The sequence below is a fragment of the Caproiciproducens sp. NJN-50 genome, assembly GCF_004103755.1.
Classification (GTDB): Bacteria; Bacillota; Clostridia; order Oscillospirales; family Acutalibacteraceae; genus Caproicibacter.
In genome coordinates this window covers 2,968,476-2,986,367 of sequence record NZ_CP035283.1, presented here as the reverse complement: position 1 = coordinate 2,986,367, position 17,892 = coordinate 2,968,476, and the positions used below count along the sequence as shown (strand labels likewise).

Annotated in this window: 16 protein-coding genes; 14 read left to right on the top strand and 2 right to left on the bottom strand. The window is 60.2% G+C overall.

Annotated features, from left to right (window positions below):
• Positions 1-100: 100 nt before the first annotated feature.
• The 5 genes from EQM14_RS14560 to EQM14_RS14540 all read left to right on the top strand — a co-directional run bounded on the left by EQM14_RS14560 (position 101) and on the right by EQM14_RS14540 (position 6,479).
• Positions 101-1,288 carry a GH25 family lysozyme gene (locus EQM14_RS14560; RefSeq protein WP_128743896.1) on the top strand — a complete coding sequence of 396 codons (1,188 nt, stop codon included), beginning with the start codon at positions 101-103 and terminating at the stop codon, positions 1,286-1,288.
• Between the two features lie 136 nt (positions 1,289-1,424).
• Positions 1,425-2,531, top strand: a complete 1,107-nt coding sequence (locus EQM14_RS14555) for a uridine kinase family protein (RefSeq protein ID WP_128743895.1) — start codon at positions 1,425-1,427, stop codon at positions 2,529-2,531.
• A 42-nt stretch (positions 2,532-2,573) separates the two neighbouring features.
• Complete coding sequence (gene malQ / locus EQM14_RS14550; RefSeq protein WP_128743894.1) at positions 2,574-4,052, top strand: 4-alpha-glucanotransferase; 1,479 nt, start codon at positions 2,574-2,576, stop codon at positions 4,050-4,052.
• Between the two features lie 124 nt (positions 4,053-4,176).
• A complete protein-coding gene (pfkB, locus tag EQM14_RS14545) occupies positions 4,177-5,109 on the top strand; it encodes a 1-phosphofructokinase (RefSeq protein WP_128743893.1) in 933 nt (310 codons plus the stop codon).
• Positions 5,110-5,207: 98 nt separating this feature from the next.
• Positions 5,208-6,479, top strand: coding sequence for a M14 family metallopeptidase (locus EQM14_RS14540; protein ID WP_128743892.1), 1,272 nt, complete (start codon positions 5,208-5,210; stop codon positions 6,477-6,479).
• A gap of 125 nt (positions 6,480-6,604) precedes the next feature.
• On the opposite strand, the gene EQM14_RS14535 is transcribed toward EQM14_RS14540, so the two are convergent.
• Complete coding sequence (locus EQM14_RS14535; RefSeq protein WP_128743891.1) at positions 6,605-8,227, bottom strand: NAD(P)H-dependent oxidoreductase; 1,623 nt, start codon at positions 8,225-8,227, stop codon at positions 6,605-6,607.
• Positions 8,224-8,775 (bottom strand): PadR family transcriptional regulator, encoded by a 552-nt coding sequence (locus EQM14_RS14530; protein ID WP_164919103.1) that lies wholly within the window; start codon positions 8,773-8,775, stop codon positions 8,224-8,226. The genes EQM14_RS14535 and EQM14_RS14530 overlap by 4 nt, the downstream gene beginning before the upstream one ends.
• Before the next feature lie 385 nt (positions 8,776-9,160).
• Here EQM14_RS14530 and EQM14_RS14525 point away from each other — a divergent pair, with 385 nt between their 5' ends.
• The 9 genes from EQM14_RS14525 to EQM14_RS14485 all read left to right on the top strand — a co-directional run bounded on the left by EQM14_RS14525 (position 9,161) and on the right by EQM14_RS14485 (position 17,880).
• On the top strand, positions 9,161-10,510 hold the full coding sequence (locus EQM14_RS14525; RefSeq protein ID WP_128743889.1) for an FG-GAP repeat domain-containing protein: 1,350 nt from the start codon (positions 9,161-9,163) through the stop codon (positions 10,508-10,510).
• A 21-nt stretch (positions 10,511-10,531) separates the two neighbouring features.
• Positions 10,532-11,242, top strand: a complete 711-nt coding sequence (locus EQM14_RS14520; RefSeq protein ID WP_128743888.1) for a response regulator transcription factor — start codon at positions 10,532-10,534, stop codon at positions 11,240-11,242.
• 98 nt (positions 11,243-11,340) lie between these two features.
• On the top strand, positions 11,341-12,774 hold the full coding sequence (locus tag EQM14_RS14515; protein WP_243112547.1) for a sensor histidine kinase: 1,434 nt from the start codon (positions 11,341-11,343) through the stop codon (positions 12,772-12,774).
• A 200-nt stretch (positions 12,775-12,974) separates the two neighbouring features.
• A complete protein-coding gene (locus EQM14_RS14510) occupies positions 12,975-13,940 on the top strand; it encodes a DUF1385 domain-containing protein (protein WP_128743887.1) in 966 nt (321 codons plus the stop codon).
• Positions 13,940-14,794, top strand: coding sequence for a peptide chain release factor N(5)-glutamine methyltransferase (prmC, locus tag EQM14_RS14505; protein WP_128743886.1), 855 nt, complete (start codon positions 13,940-13,942; stop codon positions 14,792-14,794). Before EQM14_RS14510 ends, prmC begins: the two co-directional genes overlap by 1 nt.
• Positions 14,795-14,808: 14 nt before the next feature.
• The gene (locus EQM14_RS14500) at positions 14,809-15,612 is read left to right on the top strand and encodes a class I SAM-dependent methyltransferase (protein WP_128743885.1); all 804 of its coding nucleotides are present in this window, start codon (positions 14,809-14,811) and stop codon (positions 15,610-15,612) included.
• A gap of 90 nt (positions 15,613-15,702) precedes the next feature.
• Positions 15,703-16,857 (top strand): recombinase RecA, encoded by a 1,155-nt coding sequence (gene recA / locus EQM14_RS14495; RefSeq protein ID WP_128743884.1) that lies wholly within the window; start codon positions 15,703-15,705, stop codon positions 16,855-16,857.
• A complete protein-coding gene (locus tag EQM14_RS14490) occupies positions 16,854-17,501 on the top strand; it encodes a regulatory protein RecX (RefSeq protein WP_128743883.1) in 648 nt (215 codons plus the stop codon). Before recA ends, EQM14_RS14490 begins: the two co-directional genes overlap by 4 nt.
• Positions 17,455-17,880 (top strand): pyridoxamine 5'-phosphate oxidase family protein, encoded by a 426-nt coding sequence (locus EQM14_RS14485; RefSeq protein ID WP_205703176.1) that lies wholly within the window; start codon positions 17,455-17,457, stop codon positions 17,878-17,880. Before EQM14_RS14490 ends, EQM14_RS14485 begins: the two co-directional genes overlap by 47 nt.
• The last annotated feature ends 12 nt before the right edge of the window (positions 17,881-17,892 follow it).

Sequence of the window (17,892 nt, the reverse complement as noted above, 5' to 3'; positions counted from 1 at the left end):
CGAATAGCCCAAGGGGAATTGGATGATATTGACAGCTAATTTCGGCGCGAGTATAATGAAGAACAGAAAAAAGAGAACTACAGGAATGAGATGAGCAGTCATGAAGAAAAGATGGGTTTCTCTTCTGCTGGTGCTGGTTTTCGCGGTTTCCGCCGCTCTGCCGGCTTCCGCGGCGGAGAATGTGATGCTTCCGGCCATCAGCAGTTCAAGCGTGAACCTTGCGAAGGGGGACAGCGTTCAACTGACCGTGACCTTTCAGGGTGCGGACGTGACTTACGGGATGCTCTGGAATACAAACTGTCCGGCGGTTGCTACGGTTTCCCACGGGACGGTAACGGCGGCCGGGCCGGGTGTCGCCTCTGTGACCGCGACGACGGGGGACGGCCGCAGCGTGAGCTGCACGGTCCGGGTCGGAGTAAAAGGCATCGATGTCTCCGGCGTTTCCCAGAAACAGGGGACGATTGACTGGAGCACCGTGAAAAACAGCGGCGTGAGCTTTGCCCTGCTGCGCGCCGGATACGGCGACGAGCTGTCGCAGGCGGATTCCACCTTTGCCGCGAACTACGACGGGGCGAAGGCCGCCGGACTCAAAGTCGGCGTTTACTACCGCAGCTACGCCCTCGACGAAGCGGACGCGGTGAAGGAAGCGAACGTATGTCTGAGCATCCTGAACGGGAAAGCGTTGGATTATCCGGTTTTCCTCGATATTGAGGAGGATTCGCAGTATGCGCTTGCAAGCGAACAGGTTTCCGCCATTGCGGCGGCGTTCTGCAAGACCATTGCGGATGCCGGGTACCGGGCCGGCGTGTACAGCTATGCTGACATGCTCACGAATAAGCTGAACGGCTCCGTTCTGGCGCCGTACGACAAATGGGTCGCCCACATCGACGTGAGCCAGCCGAGGTACGGCGGCAGCTACACGATGTGGCAGTACTCCCACACGGGAACGGTAGCGGGCGTATCCGCTCAGGTGGACCTGGACTATTCCTATCGGGACTACCCGAACGCGGCTCCTGAGGTTTCCGACCTCTCTCTGCTTTCGGACAGCCCGTCCGCGATGGCCCTGCGGAAGGGGAAGAGCTACACCTTTAAGTTCACGCCGAACGGCGTTTCGGGAGTTCCCTCTTTTTCAAGCGGCAACTCCGCGGTTATGCAGGTCGTTTCCCGGAAGGCTTCGGGCGGATGTTACTATGTGAAAATCACTGCGACTGGCAGCGGCAGCACTTCGCTTTACTCCGCTGCGTCCGGAGCAAAGGCTGTCCGCCGCTGCGTCGTTGCAGTAGCCTGACTGCGGGAAGAACGAAGGAAACGCCGTGCCGAGCACCGTTTGAAAGCGGGCCGGCGCGGCGTTTCCTGTCGGCCGTTCCGTCGACAGATACCGGCCGCTATGCTATAATGGTTCGAGATTAATCTGGAGGGATCTTATGGATGAGAAGCTTTTTGAAGTAATTCTATGGCACAGCAGGGCGTATCCCCGTATGGAACCCGTGGATTATGTCAAGCTCCTGTATCAGAATGAATTCGGATGCTCTCACCTGGGGCCGGACCCCGGACACAATTTGGAGAAGCTGAAGGAAGAGTATGATTCCCTGCCGGTCCCGGAAGAATCGGCGGGCCAAGGGCCGCGCATGGAATCGATCGGGAACGGCCTGTGCAGGATTTTTCTCGAACCGGGTCCCGCGACGGAGAAGTTTCTTCCTCTTTTGAACCTTATGAGCGCCGCTACGGCGAACACCCATCTTGGAAACAGGACAAGGCTGCTGCGAAAGCTGGAGCTTCTCGGCGATATGGCGGCGAAAGGGCTGCTGTGCGTCGGACGGGAGGAGATGGATTCCTTCCTGAGGCAGTATGCCGCCTCAGGGTACGGCCCCGTCCGGCACAGCGGCGCATACAGGGAAAATTACGGTCCGCATTACCGGGTCGTCAAAGCGGCTTATTCCTTCTACCTTCCCGTTTTCCGCGCGGTGATGGAGCGGATGCACTCCCATCCCGGCCAGAGGCCGGAAATTTTCGCCCTGGACGGCAGGTGCGGCAGCGGAAAGTCTTTTCTGGCCGGTCTTCTGTCGGAGGTGTTCGGCTGCAGCGTGTTCCATATGGACGATTTTTATCTTCCGCCCGAGCGGCGCGAAAAGGAATGGATGTCCCAGCCGGGAGGAAACATCGACCGGGAGCGCTTTCTGAAAGAAGTTCTTGTTCCTCTGCACAGCGGGGAGAAAATCAGCTACCGCCCCTATTCCTGCCGGCGCGGAACCATGCTGCCGCCGGTGGATGTTCAGCCGGGCGGGCTCGCCGTCGTGGAGGGCAGCTATTCTCTTCACACCGATTTTCGCGCCTGTTACGATTACCGCGTCTTTCTGACCTGCCTGCCCAATGTGCAGCAGCAGAGGATCTTCCTCCGGAGCGGCGGAAACAGGCTGCATGATTTTCTGGAGTGGTGGATCCCGGCGGAAGAGCGGTATTTTGAGGCGATGAAAGTCAAGGAGAGCTGTGATCTGACTTTGGATACCTCGAATTTTGAAACTTTGGAATAACAGCCCGCAGAATGCGGAACAACGGGATCGGGGGCGTTCTTTATTCGTACCAGCGGTATTTTGCTGCCTTTGAGCAGCCTGCCCTCCCCCCACGGGATAGGGAGCCTTGGGGAAGAGGCGTTTCGATTTATTGACTTTTTAAAAAGTGCCGGCCAGCGCTGCTGGCAGATTCTTCCGATCGGTCCCACCGGCTGCGGGGACAGCCCCTATCAGAGCTTTTCCGCTTTCGCGGGCAACCCGTACCTGATTGATCTGGAGCTGCTGGGGGAGCGGGGCCTTTTGAGCGGCGGGGAAATTTCATCCGTTCGGTTTGGAGACGATCCCCGGTTCGTGGATTACGGGGCGCTGTCTCAGGAACGCATCCCGCTTCTTTTCCGCGCGGCGCGGCGGCTGAGCCAGGACGACGGGCCGTTCCGGGCGTTCTGTGAAGACAATGCCGACTGGCTTGACGATTACGCGCTTTTCATGGCGCTGAAAGAGGAAAACGGCATGGCTCCCCTGAGCGGCTGGCCGGCGCCGCTTCGCCTGAGGGACCGGGGCGCCGTCGAGGCCGCCCGGTCGCGTCTGCCGGACCGCGTCCGTCTGTGGAAGGCGGTTCAGTATTTGTTTTTCAGCCAGTGGCGGGCGCTGACCGGCTACGCGCACCAAAACGGCATTGAAATCATAGGAGATATCCCGATTTATGTTTCACCGGATTCCTCGGATCTCTGGGCCCGTCCGGAGCTGTTCCAGGTGGACGGCGAACTGAGGCCGACGGAGGCCGCCGGGTGCCCGCCGGACGCGTTTTCCCCGGCCGGGCAGCTGTGGGGCAACCCGCTTTACGACTGGGAACGGATGGAACGGGACGGATATGCCTGGTGGATCCGCAGGATCAAATTCATGGCGGGCGTCTGCGACGCCTTGCGGATCGACCACTTCCGCGGTTTTGAGAGCTATTACGCCGTCCCCGCCGCGGACCGGGACGCGGCGGGCGGCCGATGGAGGAAGGGGCCGGGAATCCGGTTTATCGATGCCTTGAAAAAAGAGATCCCCGGCGTCCGGATCCTTGCGGAGGACCTTGGATTTCTGACCGACGATGTCCGCCTCATGCTGAGAGAAAGCGGTTTTCCCGGGATGAAGGTCCTTCAGTTTGCGTTCGATTCGCGGGGAGAGAGCGATTACCTGCCCTACCGCTATGGGCGCGGCTGCGTCGTTTACACCGGCACGCACGACAATACCACCACGGAGGACTGGCAGCACAGCGCGCCGCCCGAAGACGTGGAGTACGCGCGGCGGTATCTGAACATATCGGGGGAGGGCGGCTTTACCTACGGCATGATCCGCGCGGCGCTCGGCAGCGTTGCGGACACCTGCGTCATCCCGATGCAGGATTATCTGTGCCTTGGTGCCTTTGCCCGCATGAACAGGCCGGGCACGGTCGGCGGGAACTGGCGCTGGCGGGTCAAAAAAGAAGAGCTGACGCCGCAACTGGCCGAAAAGATCCGCTCGCTGGCCGCGCTGTACGGACGTGTGACATGCTGAGAGCGGGAAGAGCTGCCCTTCCGGGTGGGGAGGGGCAGTTTTTCATGCTTTGTCCGGAGCACAGCGGTTCCGGCCCGGCGCGACCGGACGGTTCCGGCTCGGCAGGAAAAAAGGGGGGCCTGAGATGATCCTCACTGTCACATTGAATCCGTGTATTGACCATACCGTGAAAGTGGAAGGATTCGCGCCGGGAGGTACGAACCGCATTTTGGCCTCCCGGAGCGACGCGGGAGGAAAGGGGGTCAACGTCAGCGCCGCGCTGAAAAATCTCGGGGAGGATACGCGGTGCCTGGGACTCAATTTCAGACAGAACGGCGCGTTCCTGACGGATGTCCTGAGAAGCAGGGGGATCGATTGCGACTTCGCGGAAGTGAACGGAGCCCTGCGAACGAACATCAAAATTTTCGACGCCGCGACCGGCGTCATGAGCGAACTGAATGAAAGAGGCCCCGAAGTGGGGCCGGAGGCGCTGGAGGAGTTCGAGATCATTCTGGAGCGCTGCCTTCCGGGCGCGTCGCTCCTGATATTGGACGGCAGCGTGCCGCCCGGCGTTCCCGCAGCGTATTACCGAACCCTGACCGAACGCGCGGCCTGGCATGGGGTCAGAACCGTGCTCGACGCCCGGGGGGAACTCCTGCTGGAGGGGATCCGGGCGCGCCCGTGCCTGATCAAGCCGAACCGGGAGGAACTGGAGGAGGCGGCGGGAGAACGCATTGTCTCGCGCCGGGACGCGGTGCGCGCCGCGCGGCGGCTGATCGGTCTTGGAGCGGGTATGGTCTGTGCTTCGCTGGGAAGGGACGGCGCTCTGCTGGTCACCGCGGGCGAGGCGTACTTTTCCGCGGGCGCAGACATTCCGGTCCGGGGTGTGCAGGGCGCGGGCGACGCGCTGGTCGCCGGCATGAGCTATGCGATGGTAAGGGGCCTTCCGCTGCCGGAGATCCTGCGGTATGGAGTTGCGGCAGCGCACGGCTCGCTGATCCTGGAGGGAACGCAGATGTGCGGCCGCGGGGATTTTATGAAGATGCTGCCGCGGATTTCCGCGGAGAGAATGGATTAAGGCCCGCGCTCGACGGAATCGGGAAGTCGGTGGAATAATCGCTTTGTCACCCCAATACAAATGATAGCAAAGAATCATTGTGTATTTGGGGTGATTGCATGAGGACGCTTCGGGAGGGCCTGTCGGGAAGCGACGTGATGGAGGTCCAGTCGGTGCTGAAGCGGGCCGGCTTTCTTGACGGCCCGGTGGACGGGGTTTTCGGTCCGGGAACGCGCGAATCGGTGACGCGCTTTCAGCAGAGGTTCGGCCTTGCGTCGGACGGAGTCATCGGGCCCGCGACCTGGCGTGTTCTGGAGCGGTTCCTTCTGGGCTACGATCTGTACACGATCCAGCCCGGCGACACGTTTTACGGGATCGCGCAGAAATACGGCACTTCCGTGCAGGCGCTGACCACGGCCAATCCGGAATCGAGTCCGGAAAACCTGACGCCCGGACGCCGGATCGTGGTGCCGTATTCCTTTGACGTTGTGCCGACCGACACCGCGTTTACGTATGAGGTGCTGATGCGCAGCATACAGGGCCTGAAAGCGCGGTATCCGTTCCTGGAGGTCACGAATTCGGGGAACAGCGCGCTGGGGAAAACGCTTTATACCCTCCGGCTGGGCAGGGGGCCGAATCAGGTGTTTTACAACGCGGCGCATCACGCGCTGGAGTGGATCACCACGCCCGTGCTGATGAAATTTGCCGAGGATGTCCTGAGGGCCTACGCTTACGGCGGAAGCCCCGCGGGCTACGACGTGAACGCCCTGTGGCAGCAAAGCAGTATTTACCTGATGCCGATGGTCAATCCGGACGGCGTGAACCTGGTCATCGACGGGCTGCAGAGGGGAAATCCCTATGCGGCGGATCTGGTGCGGTGGAACGGCGGCAGCGCGGATTTCTCCACGGACTGGGAAGCCAACATCCGCGGGGTGGACCTGAACCACAATTACGACGCCGCCTGGGAATTGGGCAGGGAGGCGGCCGAGGCGCTCGGCATCACCGGCCCCGGCCCGACCCGCTACCCGGGGCCCTATCCCCTTTCGGAGCCGGAGTCGCGCGCGGTCGTCCGTTTCACGCAGGCGCACAATTTCCGGCTGGTGATCGCCTATCACTCTCAGGGACGCGTCATTTACTGGAATTTCATGAACATGGCGCCGCAGGAGGCGAGAGTCATCGGGGAGCAGATGGCCCGGATCAGCGGCTACGCGCTGGAGGAGGCGTCCGGGGTCACTTCCTACTCCGGGTACAAGGACTGGTTCACCCAGGAATACCGCAGGTCGGGTTACACCGTCGAGGTGGGCCAGGGGACCAATCCGCTCCCGATTTCTCAGTTCGACGCGATCTATGAGGAAAATCTTCCGATGCTCCTTTATACTTCCACGGTCTGATTTCACCGCGTACCGCCGGCTTTACGCGAAAGAAGGCTTCTCCTGCGCCATGCGGGAGAAGCCTTCTTCGGTTCCGGAGGAGAGGGTTTGGATCCCCTGCTTTTAAAGGCCGGGGGATCGGTCCGCTATCCTCTGGCAACTTTCGCCGGATACCACTTGGCAAACCATGCGGTGAACAGGCCCAGGAGCGCCGGGGCCGCGATGGTGGCCGCGGTGAGCAGCCCGGCCATTCCCCTTTGCATGGCATAGGGGGAAAATGCTGCGGTCAGCAGGTATAGAACGCCCCACAGAGCGGTCAGTATCCGATTGGTGCGGAGAAACAGCGGATTCTGGAAAGCCCGGCTGCCCCCGTAATCCCGGCAGGAGTAGTGTGCGCTCAGAGGGATGCGGAGTACGCAGGAGATCAGCCACAGAGAGGAAAAACAAAGATAGGAAACACAAAGGAGCGGCGCCGTCCCGACCGGCGCAATCAAAAGGCCCGAAGAGAGTAAACCGACCAGCAGGCAGCCCGCTCTCTCATAGGGCGTCAGCCGATACCGCGCGCTCAAAGCCGGAAGCGCGGCGGCGGCGAGAATCCCCGCCGCCGCGCCCGCAGTCCGGCTGTAGGGAAGCAGGGCCCACAGAGCGATCCAGGGAAAAAGAAACAGCATCATGTTGGTTTTCAGCTCCCGCTTCGCCGGGGATGCGTCTTCCCCCCGGGCGGCGCCGAACAGTTCGTCCAGTTTCAGCATCAGGCTGAAATCCCCCAGCACCCGGTACTTTCCCTCGCTCAGGGCCGCTGGGCCGCTCAGCCTGCCGGCGGCAATGTCCATCCAGACGGAAAGCGGAGTGATGATTTTCGTGGTGAACGGTTTCCCGCTTCCCGGCGTAAGGACACAGGAACCGCCGTGAATCGTCATCTGGAAGGTTTTCTGTACGTCTGTCAGCTCAAACTCAAGAACCGCCGCCAGCCCTGCGGCCGCTTTGGGATGAAAGAGTGCGCACATCTGGCGCAGGAACGCCTCGGCCTGGTCCGGCCCTTCCTTTTTTTCTTTTCCCCCTGCGGGGGAATCGACCGCCCAGCTTGCGTTGGCCATTTGCAAAAAAATTTCCTGCGGGTAAAGAAGCCCGGAGAGCTCCTCCCTGGTTTCGCCGGGGATCCGCCCCGCGCGGGCGTACTCCATCCCGGCCCGCCTGACCAGATCCAGATATTCCCCGGTGCGGGCCCGCAGCTCCGGATGCCGGAACAGCTCTCCCTCCGGGCAGAAAACAGATTCATAATTTCCCGCTCCAAAGATCAGATCGAACTGTTTTGAAAGAGCCTCATAGTTTTGCCTGACGCTGGAAAAGCCGCAGGTGGAAATCAGCACATGCCTCTGACCGGAGAGGTCGTAACGCGCGGGATGCCTGTTTCCGCCCGCGCCGCCGGGGCGGATCTCCGGCAGATTTAGCGGGAGGAGCCGGTCGGTCAGCGCTTTCATTTGGGAGGGCATGCCGAAGTAATAAAGCGGAAAGCTCCAGAGAACCAGGTCCGCGGAACGGTATTTTTTCAGGATTTCCTCCATATCGTCCCGGATGACGCAGATTCCGGGCGTTTTTGTCCAGCAGGAAAAGCAGCCCCTGCACGGTTCAATCTTTCTTTTGGACACGGGAATGATCTCGGCGAGGATTTCCGCCTGCCGCTCCATGCCGGAAAGAAAGGCGCGGGCCAGCTGAAGCGTGCTGCTGTTTTCCCCTCTGGGGCTTCCGTTCAAAACCAGTATGTTCATTGGCCGGCCTCCAATTCCGCGATGGCTTTTTTAGCCCAGGAGATCTGCATCCGGTAGTAATCCAGCCCGTAGAGAGCGGTCATCCGCCAGCAAAGCGCCTTTTCCGGCCGGTCCCCCGGGAGTCTGTGCGCTTCAATGACAGCCGGGATTTGTTCCATCGCCTTCAGCTCCGCCTCGCAGCGGGCGAGGTAGGCGCGGAGCATCCGCGCCGTCTCTTCCGGCCGGAGTTCCCCGGAAAAAAAGACTTTCATCAAAAAGCCGCTGCGTTTGATGAACAGGTCGTCGCTTAGTCCGCTTCTCAGCCAGGAGTCCAGTTCTTTTCTGCCCTCCCCCGTGATCCGGTATACTTTTTTGTTCGGGCGGCCGTCCTGGACAACCAGCTCCGACGAGATCAGCCCGAGGCGTTCCAGGGAAGCAAGCTCCCGGTAGATCTGGCTTTGCTGGGCTTTCCAGAAAAAGGACAGAGAATCTTCGAAGACCTTGTTCAGATCATATCCCGTCATGCTCCCGTAATTCAGGATTCCAAGCAATCCGTGTTTCAGCGACATGCCTGTCACTCCATTCATCATATAGTATACTTGTATCATATGCAATATGTGTACTATTGTCAAGACCTTGCGCGGCGGGACCGAGGCTGGGCGTATGTTTACAGATTTGATACTGTTTTTTTATAGTGTTTATGTTATAATAACCTCACGGCATAAACGGAAGCAAAGCTTCCGATGCCTGAGAGAACATTGAACCATGATTGCGGGCCGGCTGCGTTTTCCACGGCTTTGCGGTTCATGTTATAATAACCTCACGGCATAAACGGAAGCAAAGCTTCCGATGCCTGAGAGAACATTAAACCATAATTGCGGGCGGGTCGCGTTTTCCGCAGCTTCGCGGTTCATGTTATAATAAACAGGATCAAAGCCGGAGGGGGGATGCTTCATGAAGCGGAAAACAGCCGTAATCGCGGTTCTGCTTCTGATGGTTGTTTCCCTGTCCGGCTGTTCCTTCGTCGGCCTGGACGCCCAGTCGCTGATGCACGCGCCGAAGCCGACCGGGGAGAACGAGGCGGATATCCAGAGCCTGCTGGAGAGCACGGCCGGCGGGAAAATGACGCTGAAATATCCCTCCGCCGGCGAGTACCGCTCCGCGATCATCAAACACGATCTGTACGGGGACCAAAACGACGAGGCAATCGCATTTTATCAGAAAGACGACGAAACGTCCGGGATCAATGTGATGTTCATGCGCCAAAACGGCGGGAAATGGGAAAGCATGGGCTCTTTCAGCAACCCGGCTTCCAATGTGGACCGGGTCTGCTTCGGGGATCTGGACGGCGACGGCAAGGATGAGGTGATTGTCGGCTGGGGAAGCAGCCTGAACAACACGGGGGACATTTGTTCCTACTATCAGCAGAACGGCCAGATGAAGGAACTGCAGATGAACCAGAGCTACACCGAGATGGCCGTGATGGATTTTGACGGGGACGGCCGGGACGAGATCTTTACCGCAAGCGTCACGGTCGGGGACCAGCCGGCTTCGGCGCAGCTGCTGCGGGTCAAGGGCGGCGCGATCGAGCAGATGGGTTCCGCTCCGCTGGATATCGGCGTGACAAAATACGCTTCCGTCCTGACGGGCCTGATCAATGAAAAGCAGGTCGGGATTGTTCTGGACGGGGTAAAGACGGCGGACACCATGGTGACGGAGCTTCTTTATTGGGATAAAAAGACGAAAACGCTGCGTTCGCCGTTTTATGACCCGAGGACAAAAAGCGCCAAAAGCACCGAGCGGAATACCTCCGTTGTCAGCAGGGACATCAACGGCGACCGGATCATCGAGATTCCGATGGTGACGCTGATGCCGGGCTACAGCGGAAAGACGGCGGACGATTCCGCCTATCTGACCAGCTGGTTCCGCTACGACACGGACACCGAAACGCTGTTCCGCGTGATGAGCATGTTCATCAACTATTCGGACGGCTACTGGTTTCTGGTTCCCGATATGTGGCGGGGGAAAGTCACGACGAAGCTCGACCCGAGCTCCCGCATGGTGACGGTCTATGAGTGGCTGACAACGCAGAAAAACAAGGCGGGATTTACCGGCGCGCCGCTGCTCACCATCCAGACTTTTCCAGGCAGGGAATGGGATCAGGGGGAAGGGGTCAAGAGCTATTTCAAGTTGTCGGAAAAGGACAATTCCGTGTTTGCCGCCAGCCTGCCCACTCCGGATAACCCCCTTTCCATGACGAAGAGCGAGATTCAGGAGGCTTTTCAGGTGATATCACAAGATTAACAGGTCGGGGGAGGTAGACGAATGAAAACAATATTGGTTGCGGAGGACGAACAGGCCATCCGCGAATTTGTCGTCATCAATTTAAAGCGGGCGGGGTACGAGACGCGTGAGGCGGCCAACGGGGAGGAAGCCCTTCAGATTTACGACCGCGAGGGGGACGGGATCGACGTCGCTGTGCTGGACATCATGATGCCGGGACAGTTCGACGGCCTCGCGGTCTGCAAGGAGCTCCGCCGCAGGAGCGGCTCCATCGGGATCATTTTGCTGACGGCTAAAACACAGGAGATGGATAAGGTCAGCGGGCTGATGATGGGGGCGGACGACTATGTCACCAAACCGTTTTCACCGAGCGAGCTGGTCGCGCGCGTCGACGCCGTTTACCGCCGCGTCGCGCTGGAGCAGTCCCGCGGCCACGGCGCTCTGCGGGACGAGATCCGCTCGGGCGAATTTGTGCTCAGCCTGCGCAACCGCACGCTGTTCCGGCGCGGGACGCCGGTGGAGCTGACGCAGGTGGAGTTCCAGATCATGGAGTATTTCTTCTCCAATCCGGGCACCGCGCTCGACCGGACCGATATCCTGAGGCACGTCTGGGGCGAAGCGTATTACGGGGAGGAAAAGATCGTGGATGTGAACATCCGCAGACTTCGGATGAAGGTCGAGGATGAACCCTCCAACCCGAGGCATATTATCACCGTCTGGGGCCTCGGGTACAAATGGGAGGGAGGGGCGTAGCCTCATTTTCGCGCCTGCGGCGGGAGGCGCGGGGCAAAGATCGAAGGGAACCGCTGATTTGAATTGGGGCTTGGCCCGCGGAAAAAGGGGGGACCGGCATGATCCAGAAGAGCAGCATCACAAGGCGGTGGCTGCTGAACAGCCTCGGGGTGATTCTGCTGATCGTGGTCACGCTGATCGCGACCCTTTCCGCCGTGATCCAGGGGTATGTTTACAATGGGATCCGCTCGGCTTTAAACGGGCGCAGCGACGAGCTGACGAACATGTTTTCCAGCTACGGCAGGGAATCCCCGACTGAATTTTCCACCGCGGCGCGCAGCTATGTTGAAAATTTCCCGAACAAGGAAAACATGGAACTGATGGTCATCAATTCCTCCGGAAAGATCCTGATCACCTCCATCGGCTTCGCGCCGGATGAAGACCAGCAGATCCCGGATTACGAAGCCGCCCTGAAAAGCGCGAGCGGCTACGGCACCTGGACGGGCCGGCTCACGGGCGGGGAAAAGGTCATGGCGGTGACCCGCGTGATGCGCAGCAATCTCGGAAGCACGGTCGGCGCCATCCGGTACGTCGTCTCCCTGGAGGAGGCGGACCGGCAGATCGTCATCATCGTGGGCGCCCTGATCATCGCGGGGCTGCTGATCCTGCTCTTCGTTATCCTGTCGAGCTATTATTTCATGCGGTCGATCATCGTTCCGATCAAGCGCATCGGCGCGACGGCCAGGCTGATCGCGCAGGGCGACTTCAAGGCGCGCATCCTGAAGTCGAACGACGACGAGATCGGCCAGCTCTGCGACACCATCAACGACATGGCCGACGAGCTGGGGCAGAGCGAAAAAATGAAAAACGACTTTATTTCCTCCGTTTCCCATGAGCTGCGGACGCCGCTGACCGCCATCAAGGGCTGGGCGGAGACGATCCAGGCCGGCGACACCGACCGGCAGACGTTCAGCCGCGGCATGAACATCATCGTGCGGGAATCGGAGCGCCTCTCCGGCATCGTGGAGGAGCTGCTGGACTTTTCGCGCATGCAGAGCGGCCGCATGACGCTGACGATGGATAAAATCGACATCCTGGCCGAGCTGGGAGAGGCCGTCTACATGTTCAGCGAGCGGGCCGCCTCGGAGCATAAATTCCTGCTGTACGAGGAGCCGGAGATGCTTTCGCCGGTGCTGGGAGACATCAACCGGCTGCGCCAGGTGTTTGTCAACGTCCTGGACAACGCGCTGAAATACACGAACGAGGGCGGCACCATCAGCGTGACCGCGGATGAGGAGGGCGGCTTCATCCGCGTCGTCATCAGCGACAACGGCTGCGGCATTCCCGCCGAGCATCTGCCGAACGTGAAAAAGAAATTCTACAAGGCGAATCAAACCGTGCGCGGGTCGGGCATCGGGCTCGCGCTCGCGGACGAGATCATGAATCTGCATTCCGGCAGCCTTGACATCGAAAGCCATGAAAATATCGGCACCGCCGTCACGATCCGAATTCCCACCTACGACAGACTGGAAAACGAGCTGAAAGAGACATAGCGTCAAGAGCCGCCTGCCGGATAAAACCGCGCAGACCGTCGAAAATTGTGCAAGGCAAGGCGGTAAATCTGAAAACGAGGGAACATACTTCTTGTATGTGACCGAGGTTTGCAGGTACAGCCAACGCGGCAAGCAAAATTGCACGCAATTTTGCGGTTGCGCAACTTTATCGGCGGTCTGAGAAAGGAAACCAGGAGTTTATGCCCAGAGAAAAAATAAAGTGCATCACATCCATCGGCGGACAGGCCCTGATCGAGGGAATCATGATGCGCGGCCCGAAAAAAACGCTTCTGGCCGTCCGCAAGCCGGACGGCGAAATCACGCTGGAAGAGCTTTCGGCGAAAGACCCGCGCGCCCGCAGTTCCTTCTGGAAGCTGCCCGTTCTGCGTGGCGTGTTCGCCTTTGTGGATTCCATGGCGGTCGGCTACCGGGCTCTGTCGCGCTCCGCCGAGATTTCCGGCCTGGAAGACATTGAGGAAGGCGAGGAAACCAAGTTCGACAAATGGCTGAACGATCATTTCGGCGATCAAATCATGAACGTCGTCATGGGAATCGGGTCGGTTCTCGGCATCCTGCTGGCCATCGCGCTGTTTTTCATTCTTCCGACCTGGCTGTTCAACCTGGTTCAGGGTATGGCCGGGCCCGGCTTTTCCGTTTGGCGCTCTCCTTTGGAGGGCTTGATGCGCATCCTGATTTTTCTCTGCTATATCGTTTTGATCTCCCGCATGAAAGATATCCGGCGCTTGTTCGAATACCACGGTGCGGAGCACAAGACGATCTTCTGCTATGAGAGCGGCGAGGAGCTCACGGTGGAGAACGTGAGAAAGCATCAGCGGTTTCATCCGCGCTGCGGCACCAGCTTCCTCGTGCTGATGCTCCTCGTCGGAATCATCATCGGATTTTTCATTCCGTTTTCCAACCCGTTCCTGCGAACGGCGGTCAAGCTTTTGTGCATCCCGCTGGTGATGGGCATCGGCTACGAGATGATCCGCTACTGCGGCAGAAATGATAACACGCTGACCCGGATCATCGCGGCCCCGGGGCTTTGGTTCCAGCGCATCACGACCAGGGAGCCGGACGATTCGATGATCGAGACCGCGATCGCCGCGATGAAGGGAGTCATCCCCGAAAACGGGGAGGACAGGATCGACCTGAAGGCGAGCTGATGGAAACGCTTGAAGGGGTGTATCGGCAAGGGCGGAAAACTCTTTCCCGCGCGGGAATCGAAGGCCCGGGTTTTGAAGCGGACTGCCTGTTCCAAAAAGCGTTCGGTCTTTCCCGGCAGGAGAGGATCCTCCGCGCGCGGGAGGAGGCGGGCCCGGAGGCTGCGGACCGCTTTCGCGATTTGATTCGGGAACGCCGCGGCGGGCGGCCGCTCCAGTATCTTCTGGGGGAGTGGCCGTTCTGCGGCAGGAGCCTGCTGGTGGGAGAGGGCGTGCTGATCCCCCGCGAGGAAACCGAACTGCTGGTCGAAACCGCCTCCGCGATGCTCGAAAGCACGGCGGCGCCCGCCGTGCTGGACCTGTGCTCCGGCACGGGCGCGGTGGCGCTCGCACTTGCGGACCGGTTTCCTGAAAGCGATGTTCGGGCCGTCGAATGGATGGAACCGGCGCTCGGATATCTGAACCGGAACATCGCGCGGAGCGGGCTTCCCAACGTGCGTGCCGTCCGGCTCGACGTTCTGGATCCGGAGTCGGCGCGGCCGTTCCGGGAGCTGGACTGCATCGTATCGAACCCGCCCTATGTCCGCACGGACGAGTTGCCCGGCCTTCAGCGGGAAGTGCTTCGGGAGCCGCGCGAGGCTCTGGACGGCGGTGCGGACGGCCTCGGCTTTTACCGGGCGATCGCGGCGCACTGGGTCCCTTCGTTGCGGAACGGCGGCGCGCTCTGCGCGGAGGTAGGCGAGGGCCAGGCGGAGGAGGTCGCCCGCATCTTCGCGGGCGCGGGCATGGAGCGCCTGCGCTTTTTCAGGGATTTCAATCGGATCGAACGGGTCGTTTCCGGGCTGAAGCCGGAATAAGGAGGGAATTCTGCATGAATCCACAGGAACGGAACGCGGACCGGTTTACGGGTTTTGCGGGTCTTTACGATGGAGCGAGGCCCCACTGCCCGCCCCAGGCGATTGAGGAAATAAAGAGATATCTGGGCCGTTCCCCGGAAACAGTTGTCGACCTCGGCTGCGGGACAGGTCTGTCCACCCTGGCGTGGACCGGCCATGCCGGGAGGGTGGTCGGCATCGAGCCGAACGCGGATATGCTTGCGGCCGCGCGCGGCAAGGCGGAAGGCATCGCGGGAATTGAATTCCATTCGGCGTTTGCGAACGACACCGGACTTCCCGATGCCTGCGCGGACGCCGTGACCTGTTCCCAGTCCTTCCATTGGATGGAACCCGCCGCGACGCTTCCGGAAATCGCCCGCATCCTGCGGCCGGGCGGCGTGTTTGCCGCCTATGACTACGACTGGCCCCCGGTCTGCGGGGCCCGCGCCGAACTGGAATTCCAACGCCTGGACGAATACGCCTGGGGGCTGGAGGAAGAGCTTTGTCCGGGAAGTGCCGCCACACGCTGGGACAAGTCCCGGCATTTGCGGAACATCCGGGAAAGCGGGTATTTTTCTTACGCCCGCGAGCTGCTGTTTTCCAATTCGGAGACCTGCACGGCGGAGCGGCTGACCGCAATGCTGGCAAGCCGCTCCGGATTTCAGAAATCCAAGGGGTTCATGCCGGAGAGAATGGGTTCGGCGCTGATGGAATTTTCCAGGCGGATGTGGGAAATCTTTGGAGATGCGGAGTTTTCCATTGAGTTTTGCTATCGGATGCGCCTCGGCATGAAAGCCTAAACATTTGTTCGCAAAGTCCTTGCTTTTCCCCGGCAGATCGGCTATAATGGACGGGAAGAAAAACAGGACGCCTGACGGGAGGAATACAGGATGGCAGCGGGAAAGAAAATGCCGGAAAAGCTGATCAATAAGGAAACCGACAAGAAGAAGGCGCTCGAAACGGCGCTGGCGCAGATTGAAAAGCAATACGGCAAAGGGGCGGTCATGCGTCTCGGGCAGAATGAGGCCATGCACGTCGAGGCGATCCCGACCGGGTCGCTCGGGCTGGACCTCGCGCTGGGCATCGGCGGCCTGCCGCGCGGCAGGATCATTGAAATCTACGGCCCGGAGAGCTCCGGCAAAACGACCCTCGCGCTGCACTGCATCGCGCAGGGGCAGAAGAACGGAGGCAACGCGGCGTTTATCGATGTGGAGCACGCGCTGGACCCGGTCTATGCGCGCGCGCTCGGCGTGGATGTGGATTCCCTGCTGGTCTCCCAGCCTGACACCGGCGAGCAGGCGCTGGAAATCACGGAGGCGCTGGTCCGCTCCGGCGCGATCGACGTCATCGTGGTCGACTCTGTCGCGGCCCTTGTGCCCCGGATGGAGATCGAGGGGGAAATGGGCGACAGCCACGTCGGCCTTCAGGCCCGCCTGATGTCCCAGGCTCTGCGCAAGCTGGCCGGCGCGATTTCCAAATCCAACTGCGTTGCGATTTTTATCAATCAGCTCCGCGAAAAGGTCGGCGTGATGTACGGAAACCCGGAAGTGACCCCCGGCGGCAGGGCGCTGAAATTTTACGCCTCCGTGCGCATCGATATCCGTAAAGTGGAAACGCTGAAAAACGGGACGGAGATGATCGGCTCCCACACCAGGGCGAAGGTGGTCAAGAACAAGATCGCGCCGCCGTTCCGCTCCGCGGAGTTCGATATCATGTACGGGCACGGCATCTCCCGTGAAAGCGAGCTGCTGGACCTCGGCGTCCAGCTCGACCTTGTGCAGAAGAGCGGCGCCTGGTTCTCTTACAATGACAACAGGATCGGGCAGGGCCGTGAAAATGCGAAGACCTTTTTTCTTGAGCACCCGGAGACGGCGGACGAGCTGGAAAAGCTGATCCGGCAGCACATGTCGGAGCTGTTCAGCAAGCCGTCCGGAGGCGGTTCGGGCCCGCGCCCGGTGGAGCCGGCGGAGAGTCCCGCGAAAAGCCGTCCGGAGGCGGGCGGCGGGGCGGACGCCGATATCGACATTGAGGCGGACGACGAATGATGCTTTCCGCGGCGGAGCCGCGACGAAAGGGCCTGACGGCCCTTTTTATCGACGGGGAATTCGCCGTCAGCGTGGACACGGAGACTTTCGCGCTCTCCGGGCTGAAACCGGGGGCGGAACTGACGGATGAGCGGCTGCATGAGCTGATTCGGAAAAGCGACGCGCGGCGCGCGCAGGAAAAGGCGCTTTATCTGCTGGAGCACCGCGCCCATTCCCAAAAGGAACTGGCCGACAAGGTCGCGCGGACCGTTCCGAGGGAGGCAGCCGAGCGGGCCGCACGGCACCTTGCCGAGCTCGGAATGGTCAATGACGGGGAATATGCCCGGAACCTTGCCGCAGAGCTGTTCGAACGCAAGGGCTGTTCCGCTTCGCGAGTGCGGTGGGAGCTGGAAAAAAGGGGAATCGGCCGGGACCTGGCGGCGCGCATCGCGGAGGAAAACGCGCCGGACCCGGTGCAGGCGATCCGCCGGCTGCTGGAAAAGAAATACGCCCGGTCCCTGGGCGACGAAAAGGGCCGCCGCCGAACCGTCGCGGCGCTGCAAAGGCTCGGCTATCGTTGGGACGATATCAAAAGCGCGCTCAGAGAATTTGAGGAGGATGGCAATTTTGCGGGATGCGGAGAAGACGATCGGCAATCTGATTGACAAACAGAAAACGGCTTGCGTCGGCTCCGTCGACGCGGACGGTTTTCCAAACCTGAAGGCGATGTTTTCCCCCAGAAAACGGGAGGGAATCCGAACATTTTATTTTACGACCAACACATCGTCGCTCCGCGTGGCACAATACCGTCAATCCCCCAAGGCGTGTGTTTATTTCTGCGACAAGCGGTTTTTCCGCGGCGTGATGCTCAGGGGTACCATGGAGGTTTTGGAGGACGCGGAAAACAAAGCGGCGATTTGGCGTGAAGGCGACGACAGATACTATCCGGAGGGCGTTGCGGCCCCCGACTACTGCGTGCTGAAATTCACGGCGCTGTCGGGCAGATATTACAGCAACTTCCGCTCTGAGAATTTTACCGTATGAACGGAATCAGGA

Coding starts and splice junctions, on each gene's coding strand:
- EQM14_RS14490 (WP_128743883.1), top strand. CDS start 16,854: ATGATGCTTTCCGCGGCGGAGCCGCGACGAAAGGGCCTGACGGCCCTT.
- recA (WP_128743884.1), top strand. CDS start 15,703: ATGGCAGCGGGAAAGAAAATGCCGGAAAAGCTGATCAATAAGGAAACC.
- EQM14_RS14535 (WP_128743891.1), bottom strand. CDS start 8,227: ATGAACATACTGGTTTTGAACGGAAGCCCCAGAGGGGAAAACAGCAGC.
- EQM14_RS14540 (WP_128743892.1), top strand. CDS start 5,208: ATGAGGACGCTTCGGGAGGGCCTGTCGGGAAGCGACGTGATGGAGGTC.
- EQM14_RS14520 (WP_128743888.1), top strand. CDS start 10,532: ATGAAAACAATATTGGTTGCGGAGGACGAACAGGCCATCCGCGAATTT.
- pfkB (WP_128743893.1), top strand. CDS start 4,177: ATGATCCTCACTGTCACATTGAATCCGTGTATTGACCATACCGTGAAA.
- EQM14_RS14555 (WP_128743895.1), top strand. CDS start 1,425: ATGGATGAGAAGCTTTTTGAAGTAATTCTATGGCACAGCAGGGCGTAT.
- EQM14_RS14500 (WP_128743885.1), top strand. CDS start 14,809: ATGAATCCACAGGAACGGAACGCGGACCGGTTTACGGGTTTTGCGGGT.
- EQM14_RS14530 (WP_164919103.1), bottom strand. CDS start 8,775: ATGTCGCTGAAACACGGATTGCTTGGAATCCTGAATTACGGGAGCATG.
- EQM14_RS14485 (WP_205703176.1), top strand. CDS start 17,455: ATGGCAATTTTGCGGGATGCGGAGAAGACGATCGGCAATCTGATTGAC.
- EQM14_RS14515 (WP_243112547.1), top strand. CDS start 11,341: ATGATCCAGAAGAGCAGCATCACAAGGCGGTGGCTGCTGAACAGCCTC.
- EQM14_RS14525 (WP_128743889.1), top strand. CDS start 9,161: ATGAAGCGGAAAACAGCCGTAATCGCGGTTCTGCTTCTGATGGTTGTT.
- EQM14_RS14510 (WP_128743887.1), top strand. CDS start 12,975: ATGCCCAGAGAAAAAATAAAGTGCATCACATCCATCGGCGGACAGGCC.
- prmC (WP_128743886.1), top strand. CDS start 13,940: ATGGAAACGCTTGAAGGGGTGTATCGGCAAGGGCGGAAAACTCTTTCC.
- EQM14_RS14560 (WP_128743896.1), top strand. CDS start 101: ATGAAGAAAAGATGGGTTTCTCTTCTGCTGGTGCTGGTTTTCGCGGTT.